Here is a 7,922-nt window from a genome sequence, read left to right on the forward strand (position 1 = left end):
CCCGGGTCCCGTAATGTAAGTATTCGGTGATGCCGTGGGAGGACACACCGAGCACCCGGCCGGCGTTGCCGGTCGGGTTCGTGTCGGCTGTCGAACGGGGTTAGGGCGCGGGCCCGTCGGGGTCTCGGCTGCCGGCGGTGTCCCCGGGATCGGGTAGCCAGACGAAGAACCGTTCCAGTGCCATGCCCTCGGGTGGCTTGCCCCCGGCGGCGGCGCAGGGATTCAGGTATCCGGTCAGGTAGGCGAGGGGTTCGTAGCCGTTGCGTTCGGCGGTGGCGGTGCGGGTCCAGACCCGGGCGGCCAGGTGGGCGGCCCATTCGGTTTGCGCGCCGTAGTAGTTCTTCCGGCCGACGACGCGGTCTCCAGCGGGGCCAGCAGCGCGTGCACGTCCTTCAACGCCCCCGGCAAGGTGCCCTCGGCCAGGTCGAGCCTTTCCGCGGGGGAGTGCCCGAGCAACGGTGTAACACCCAGCGCCAGCGGGCCGTTTCCGCAGGCGAAGGCCCCATTGCTGGTAGTTACCGGAAAATCTTCTGACAGTCCCCAGAGCCGGAAAGTTGACAGTCCCCCGCCCGGATCCCCGGGACGGGGCGTTCGATCATCCTGCCGTCGTCAGGCATCCTGAGCGTCGGCCAACATTGCGGTGGGGTGCTCTCTATCCGGCCCTCGGGGCCGTGATCATGGCGATCACCGCGGTCCTGAGCTCGGCCAGGACTTCCCGCGCCTGCTCGTCCGTGAACGAACGGTCCTCGCAGCGCAGTTCCAGGTTCGCCATGGCCGTGGCGGTGAACAGGGCCAGGAGGAACTCCCGTTCCTCGGTCAGCTCCGGCATGACGTCCTTGCTCAGGACGGACAGGAGCCGGAGGCCCTCGGTGAAGTCCCGGCCCGTCGGCACCAGCGAGTCGCCACTCAGAACAAGCCGGGCCACGAAACGCGCATAACTGCTCGATCCGCGGTGGGCGAGAACATGCTCCGCCAGGGGTTGAATACCGAGATCAATGATCTGTTCAAGATCGAGTTTGCGACCATCCGCACACGCCTCTTCTATCAGCGCGAGCCGGCGGCGGTTGATCGGCACCATCCGATAGGCGTACAGGGCCTCAATCAGGCGGTCCCTGGTGCCGAAATGGTACTGCACCGCGGAGTTGTTCCGCTGGCCCGCGCTCCTGCCGATCTCCCGGAGTGAGACCTCGAAGCCGCGCTCCGCGAACAGCCGCTCCGCCGCGCGGAGAATCGCAGCGGACGTTCCGTCTTCGGTCTGCACTGTTCCGGTGTCCATTCGCGGAAGCAAGGTCGTGGTCTGCCGAACGCCGACCGATGTCTCGGTCAGACGGCGAGCGCGGTGGCGGTGGGCCGGGGCCCTCGACGAGCGCCCCGGCGAGGCATACCCACGAAGTTCAGGCCCTGGTCCGCGGCGGAGCCAGAAAAGAACATACGCGACAGTATGCGCCGCGGCGTCACCCCCCGCGCACGCGACCTGGCCGCGCGCGAGCGCCCGAGTGGGACCGGTCGGCCACGGCGAAGGGTTGTTCGCAACGCATCCACACCGTCACGCAAAGCGCATGGGCGAACCATAGTTCGCGCGTTGCGCCTTCTTCACCAATTCTCTAGGTTTGGTGAGGATAAGACGATGTGTCTTGGAACTGCGCCCCGCGGAACTGGCCGCCCACGCCCAAGAGGAGTCCACCTTCGTATGAGATGGTCACGCACGATCCCTGCTCTCCTCCTTGGCGCAGCCATGTTGATCATCACCGCGTGCGGTGGCGGAACGTCGGGAGCCACGGCCGACAGCCCCGCGGGCACCTCACTGCGGGTCGCCGATCAGCTCACCGTGCTGGAGACGCCACTCAGGCTCGCCGGGCAGGACAAGAACCTGCCCTACTCGGTGACCTACTCCAACTTCGTGGGCGGGCCGCCGATGCTTCAGGCGTTCCAGGCCGGGAAGCTCGACGTCGGCTGGATCGCCGACGCACCGCTGATCTTCGCCCAGGCCGCCCGGCAGAAGGTGGTCGGCATCGCGGCCTATGCCACGACGAACGGGTCGCAGCTTCTTCTCGCCGCCCCGGACCGACACATCACGACGTGGGCGGACCTGAAAGGAAAGTCCGTCGGATACCAGAAGGGCACGAGCCTGGAGTCCGTTCTGTTGCTCGGGCTGCAGAGCGCGGGCCTGAGTCTGAAGGACGTCAAGCCGGTCGACCTCGCGGCGACGCAGCTCGTGCAGGCGCTGCAGGCGGGGGAGATGGACTCGGTCATCACGTCACAGCCGTTGGACTCCGCCTACCTGGCCAAGAACCCCACGGCGCCGCAGATTCCGGTCCCGGGCAACAACCTGGCGCTCCGGACGAACTTTCTCATCGCCTCCGAGAGCGCGTTGAAGGATCCAGCCAAAGCGGCGGCGATCGGTGACTACGTCGCACGGTTCGTGAAGGCCGTCAACTGGGAGAACTCCCACGTCCCCGAGGTCTCCAAGGCGACGTACGTGGACCAGTACAAGCTGCCGCAGGCGCTCGGGGAGCGGCTCCTGGCAGCGGCCGGCCCGAGCGCCTTCTTCGCGCTTCCCGGTGACCTGCTCCCCGCACAGCAGAACCTCGCGGACCTCTTCGCGCAGGCCGGTGAGATCCCGTCGAAGGTGGACACCGCCGCCGAGTTCACCTCGCTGTACAACGCGACCGTGCTCGCCGCCCAGGGCAGCGCCGTGCGGAGCAGCGCCGTGCCGACGCGAGGCAGTTCGTCGTGACGGTCACGACATCCGAGATCGTCTCGCTGCCCACTCTGGGCGCCGAGGCGGCCCAGGTGACGGACCGGCACGGGCCGCGGGCCGCGCTGGCATGGCTGGGCCGGCTCCGACGGGCCGAGCGGCTGCTCGGGGTCGTGCTGCTCGTGGCCCTGTGGCAGATCCTCTACAGCACCGGCGTCACCACCGATGAGACCCTCTCCGGCCCGTCGGCGGTGTGGGGATCGGCCTGGGACAGGATCGCGGACGGTTCCCTGCCGTCCGCGATCTGGGTCTCGCTGCACCGCGTGCTGATCGGCCTGGCTGTCGGGCTTCCCATCGGCGTCGTGCTGGCGTTGGCCGCCGGGCTGACCCGGCTTGGCGACGACGTCGTGGACACCTCGATGCAGATGCTGCGCTTCATACCGATCATCGGCCTGCAGCCGCTCATCATCGTCTGGTTCGGCCTCGGTGAGACGGCGAAGATCTCGCTGATCGTTTTCGGCGTCGTCTTCCCGACCTACATCAACACCTACCACGCGGTCCGCGGCATCGACCCGAGAATGCTGGAGCTGGGCAGGGTGATCGACCTGGGTCGCCTCGCGATGATCCGCCGGCTCGTGATACCGGGCGCGCTGCCCGGTTTCCTCGTCGGTCTGCGGCTGGCCTTCGGTGTCTCCTGGTTACTGCTGGTCTTCGCCGAGCAGATCAACGCCCGTGAGGGAATCGGGTATCTCATCGTCCAGGCGCAGGCCTTCTACCAGACCGACGTGATCCTGGTCGGCCTGGCCACCTATGCCGTCCTCGGGCTCGTCTCCGACCTGTTGGTACGTGGAATCGAACGCGTGGCGCTGACATGGCAACCGAGCAGGTGACCCGAGCGGTGCACCCCATCGCGGAAGCGGTCGTCGATCCGTTGACGCCGGTGGATCTGGCCAGCGAGGCGGTCCCGGCCGGCGGCGAGGCGCCGACCGTGGTCGAGGTCACCGCTCTGACCCGGCGCTTCGGCGGCCGGGCCGTCATCGACGGCGCCGACCTGCGGCTGCGTGCCGGGGAGTTCGTCGCCGTGCTCGGTCGCAGCGGGACCGGCAAGAGCACGTTGCTGCGGGCGCTGGCCGGTCTCGACCGGCAGGTCCACGGCGAGATCCGGGTCCCCCGGGCCCGATCGGTCGTGTTCCAGGACGCCCGTCTGGTGCCGTGGGCCCGGGTGTTGGACAACGTCATCCTCGGGCTGGGGACCGACGACGCCCGCACCCGCGGCCTGGCGGCGCTGGAGGAGGTGGGTCTGGCCGGCCACACCCGGGCCTGGCCCAAGACCCTCTCTGGCGGCGAGGCCCAACGGGTGGCGCTGGCCCGGGCTCTGGTCCGTGAACCGGGGCTGCTGCTGCTCGACGAGCCATTCGGCGCCCTCGACGCCCTGACCCGAATCCGCATGCACGCGCTGCTGCGCGGGCTGTGGCAGCGGCACAACCCGGCGGTGCTGCTGGTGACCCACGACGTCGAGGAGGCGATCCAGCTCGCCGATCGCGTCCTCGTCATGGCGGACGGGAGGTTCGTCCTCAACACCCCGGTCGCCGTCCCCGCACCCCGCGACAAGGCCGACCCGGCGCTCGTCGCACTCCGCCGGCGGCTGCTGGCCAGCCTCGGCGTCACGGACACCACCAGCAACTGAGACGACCAGCCAAGCCCCCGCGTCACCCTCGCGCCCGACCCGACCGATCGACCGACTCACGAGGCGACATCAAGAAGGAGAACGATGACCACCACGCTCACCGCACTGGACGGACGGCAACTGACCGGCAACATCGGCGCCGAGATCAGCGGACTGCGGCTCTCCGGAGACCTGCCCGACGACGTGATCGCGGCGATCCGGGCCAACCTGCTGGCGCACAAGGTGCTGTTCTTCCGCGGCCAGGATCACCTTGACGACGACGAGCAGGTGGCCTTCGCCCGCCGCCTCGGCCCGATCACCCAGGGGCACCCGAACGTCGCCCCCGACTCGGAGGTCTTCGACCTCGATTACAGCAGGTCGGTCGAGCGCGCCAACGTCTGGCACACCGACGTGACGTTCGTGGTGCAGCCGCCGTCGTTCTCCGTGCTGCGTGGACTGCGGATTCCGGACGTGGGCGGCGACACCATCTGGGCCAACACCGCCAGTGCGTACACCGCGCTACGCCCGGAGCTGCGCGAGCTGGCCGACCAGCTGTGGACGCTGCACACCAACGACTTCGACTATGCCGAGTCCCACGAGCGGATTGAGCGGCTCAGGAACCTCGACCCCTCCCGGTTCGGGAACGGCTTCCTGCCGACGATCTACAAGACGCGGCACCCGCTGGTCCGGGTGCACCCCGAGACCGGTGAGCGGTCCCTGCTGCTCGGCGGCTTCGCCCGCGGTTTCATCGGGTTCAGCTCCTCGACGTTCGAGGCGCTGAGGAAAATCTTCCAGGAGGAGATCACCCGCGCCGAGAACACCGTGCGGTGGAAGTGGGAGACCGGCGATCTGGTCATCTGGGACAACCGTCTCACCCAGCACTACGCCAGCGCCGATTACGGCACCGTTCCCCGCCAGGTCAAGCGGGTGACGGTCGTCGGAGAGGTGCCCGTGTCGGTGCACGGTGAGCACAGCCACGCCCTGCAGGGCGACGCGACCGAGTTCAACAACAGGTTCGCCACGGTGAACTGACCTCTGCCTCACGTCCGTCCCGGTTCGGCGTCCGTCCCAGTCCGGCGTCTGTCCCGGTTCGGCGTTCGTCCCGGTTCGGCGTTCGTCCCAGCGCGCCCCGGGCGCCCTCCGGCCGGCGGTCGGCGGTCAGAAGACTCGCCGCCCGCCAGCCGAGTGACCCACCGGCCCCCGGCCTGCCGAAGGGCGACTCGACGATCCCCGGCTCACCGGACCTCGGCCCCTGGGCTCCCGTCCCGCCAAGGGCCGAGCCGCACCGGAGCGCGGCGCCGGCGCGGGAGCCGACCTCGATGACGAAGAAACAGGACAGACGCCGCAGCGTCACCGCGCAGTCCACAGGGAAGAAGTCCATGGCCAGCATCGTGGACGCCTGTGTACGCAGGAACTGCCGCCATGTCGTGTCGGTCTGCCGGTGCGGAGCTGGTGGCAGACCGAGGGTCTTCAGGACCCGGCGGATCGTGGATGCACGCACCCGGTGACCGAGCTTGAGCAGCTCGCCGGGGATCCGCTGGTAGCCCCACGTCGTGTTCTCGGTCGCGAGCCGCTCGATGAGGGTCACGATCTGCGTGCCGACCGGTGGCCGACCCATCCGCTGGGGATGGGTCCCTTTCCCTACGATCAGACGGCGGTGCCACCGTAGGACGGTGCCGGGCGTGACCAGCCGGAGCGCTCGCAGCGCCGTGGGGAGAAGCCTGATCAGTGCGGCGAGGACTGCCCGGTCCACCCAGTCCCACCGCGGCTTCGGCTGGGTACGACGTAGCACCGCGACCTCATGGCGCAGCACCAGCAACTCGATGTCCTTGGACGCCGACGAACGAGCGAGGAGAACCAGCCAGCCACACACCCGCACGAAGATCAGATAAAGCAGGCGTACGAACATGGCTGACCATCATGCCGGCCGCCGCACCGTCGCATCACCCCAGCTCACGGGCCGAAGCCGACTTCTGGCACCCCACAGGGATCGACGAGATCCTGTCCGATACCGTCCCGGCGCGCGCCGTCCAGCCGGGCGCTGATGAGCGCGAAGGGTTCCCACGGCTCGACAAGATCCTTTTCCAGGATGGCGAGATCGTGAAAATGGCGGAGCAGCCCGCCCAACTCCCGCGGTGTCACCCGGCAGCCCGCGTCGATCTCGTAGTACACCCACAGGGCCACGACACCCGTCGACGTGACGACCGGCTGGCGGAGGCCGGAGACGGCGGCGGGTTCGGTTACCTCCATCCCTCGGGCAGCGAGACGCACCACGAACTCCACCGTCCGCGCGACCTGCTCGACCCGGGTCTGCGGGCGTGCCACCCGGAGCACGAGGCCACGCTCCCGGTACGCGTAAAGCGCGTTCTCCCCGAACCGGAGAAGGTCCAGATCCGGTGGGGTCCCGACCCCGAGCCGCGCGAGTACGTCGAACGCCGCCATGCGGGCGTCAGACTCCTTCCAGGCCACGGCGTCCTACCAGGCGAGACAGGCGCAGAAGGGACGACAGGGGGCGACCGAGAGGACCGCGCAGGACCGGTCCCGGTCCATGGAACGCGGACAGGCGGCCGGGCGCACCAACGCGATCAGACTCACGGTCCCGTCCAGAGTTGAGGCTCTCCGTCACCGCCACCCTAGGCCTGTAAGCCGTCACAAGCATCCTGGACGGGACAATCCGGGCGCAGGCAGAGCGCCACCCGCTGTCCGCGCCCCGGCCCGTGCCGGGAGGTGGAACCCCGGTCTCCAACGGAGCGACGGAGGTCACATAACGGGTGTCGGTGACTCCGTCCGGGTCCGCTGACGCGCGCCATCGAGAAACATCGACCGGTGACGACAAGGATCGAAACCGTGGGGTAAACGTGGGGTTCAGCGCCTCGGGCGCCTGGCCACGTGATAAGAAGTGCCTGTGCCGCAGGCGATCTGAGTGGGGCGGGTGGGACTCGAACCCACGACCGACGGATTATGAGTCCGCTGCTCTAACCGACTGAGCTACCGCCCCGTGACCGGCGCGCCGGTCACACCAACCGTACCGGTGGCTGGCGCCGACGGTGGTGAGCATATCCGTTGCCAGCGACCCGGATGCGATCGCTTCCCGCTGGCTCCGTAAGGGCCCGGTGTAACGGTAGGGGTCCGGCGCAGCGGACGGCGGCTGATCCATCGGAGCGTCCGACAGGTATGTCGCAGGTGCGCCCCAGCGTTTCGACCGAGACTCCCTCTTCCGCGGTGACCGCCGCGGCGGACACCGGTTCCGCCACCCCAGCGGCCACCGGTAACTCCGGTGGTCAGCCTCGGAATAAAGATCAGTCCAAGGGCTGGGATGGTGCGGCGCCGGTACGCGGTGACGAGAAACAGCTGACCGGCACTGACGCGGAGAAGGCGCGTGCGACGGCACTGCAGGCCGTTCCCGGTGGCACGGTCTACCGGGTCGAAACCGACGCCGGTGATGCCCCGTACGAGGCACACATGAAGAAGGCCGATGGTGCACTCGTCACGGTCAAGCTTGACAAGAATTTCGCTCTTATCAAGGTCGAGGACGGGATGGGCGCTGGAGATCCCGCG

General features: G+C 68.6%; 8 protein-coding genes and 1 tRNA gene. 5 read left to right on the forward strand and 4 right to left on the reverse strand.

Annotated elements, in window-relative coordinates; translation table 11 throughout:
- Positions 1-652: 652 nt before the first annotated feature.
- Positions 653-1,261, reverse strand: a complete 609-nt coding sequence (locus MJ777_RS21340) for a TetR/AcrR family transcriptional regulator (RefSeq protein WP_239313233.1) — start codon at positions 1,259-1,261, stop codon at positions 653-655.
- 429 nt (positions 1,262-1,690) lie between these two features.
- Here MJ777_RS21340 and MJ777_RS21345 point away from each other — a divergent pair, with 429 nt between their 5' ends.
- The 4 genes from MJ777_RS21345 (at position 1,691) to MJ777_RS21360 (ending at position 5,396) form a co-directional block, all read left to right on the forward strand.
- Positions 1,691-2,737, forward strand: coding sequence for an ABC transporter substrate-binding protein (locus MJ777_RS21345; protein WP_239377591.1), 1,047 nt, complete (start codon positions 1,691-1,693; stop codon positions 2,735-2,737).
- On the forward strand, positions 2,734-3,588 hold the full coding sequence (locus tag MJ777_RS21350) for an ABC transporter permease (RefSeq protein ID WP_239377592.1): 855 nt from the start codon (positions 2,734-2,736) through the stop codon (positions 3,586-3,588). Before MJ777_RS21345 ends, MJ777_RS21350 begins: the two co-directional genes overlap by 4 nt.
- Positions 3,570-4,385, forward strand: coding sequence for an ABC transporter ATP-binding protein (locus tag MJ777_RS21355; protein WP_239313227.1), 816 nt, complete (start codon positions 3,570-3,572; stop codon positions 4,383-4,385). Before MJ777_RS21350 ends, MJ777_RS21355 begins: the two co-directional genes overlap by 19 nt.
- 84 nt (positions 4,386-4,469) lie before the next feature.
- Positions 4,470-5,396 (forward strand): TauD/TfdA family dioxygenase, encoded by a 927-nt coding sequence (locus MJ777_RS21360; protein WP_239377593.1) that lies wholly within the window; start codon positions 4,470-4,472, stop codon positions 5,394-5,396.
- Here MJ777_RS21360 and MJ777_RS21365 read toward each other — a convergent pair.
- The 3 genes from MJ777_RS21365 to MJ777_RS21375 all read right to left on the reverse strand — a co-directional run bounded on the left by MJ777_RS21365 (position 5,368) and on the right by MJ777_RS21375 (position 7,362).
- On the reverse strand, positions 5,368-6,273 hold the full coding sequence (locus MJ777_RS21365; protein WP_239377594.1) for a hypothetical protein: 906 nt from the start codon (positions 6,271-6,273) through the stop codon (positions 5,368-5,370). The two genes, MJ777_RS21360 and MJ777_RS21365, sit on opposite strands and share 29 nt — an antisense overlap.
- 44 nt (positions 6,274-6,317) lie before the next feature.
- Positions 6,318-6,833 (reverse strand): hypothetical protein, encoded by a 516-nt coding sequence (locus MJ777_RS21370; protein WP_239377595.1) that lies wholly within the window; start codon positions 6,831-6,833, stop codon positions 6,318-6,320.
- 455 nt (positions 6,834-7,288) lie between these two features.
- Positions 7,289-7,362: transfer RNA gene (locus MJ777_RS21375), tRNA-Ile, on the reverse strand.
- A 185-nt stretch (positions 7,363-7,547) separates the two neighbouring features.
- Between MJ777_RS21375 and MJ777_RS21380 the strand changes: the two genes are divergently transcribed.
- On the forward strand, positions 7,548-7,922 hold a 375-nt coding region (locus MJ777_RS21380), incomplete at its 3' end, for a hypothetical protein (protein ID WP_239377596.1).

Source organism: Protofrankia sp. Cj5, assembly GCF_917627405.1.
GTDB lineage: Bacteria > Actinomycetota > Actinomycetes > Frankiales > Frankiaceae > Protofrankia.

Bases quoted from the DNA above. Each gene is read 5' to 3' on its own strand.
- MJ777_RS21345 (WP_239377591.1), top strand. From the start codon at position 1,691: ATGAGATGGTCACGCACGATCCCTGCTCTCCTCCTTGGCGCAGCCATG.
- MJ777_RS21355 (WP_239313227.1), top strand. From the start codon at position 3,570: ATGGCAACCGAGCAGGTGACCCGAGCGGTGCACCCCATCGCGGAAGCG.
- MJ777_RS21360 (WP_239377593.1), top strand. From the start codon at position 4,470: ATGACCACCACGCTCACCGCACTGGACGGACGGCAACTGACCGGCAAC.
- MJ777_RS21365 (WP_239377594.1), bottom strand. From the start codon at position 6,273: ATGTTCGTACGCCTGCTTTATCTGATCTTCGTGCGGGTGTGTGGCTGG.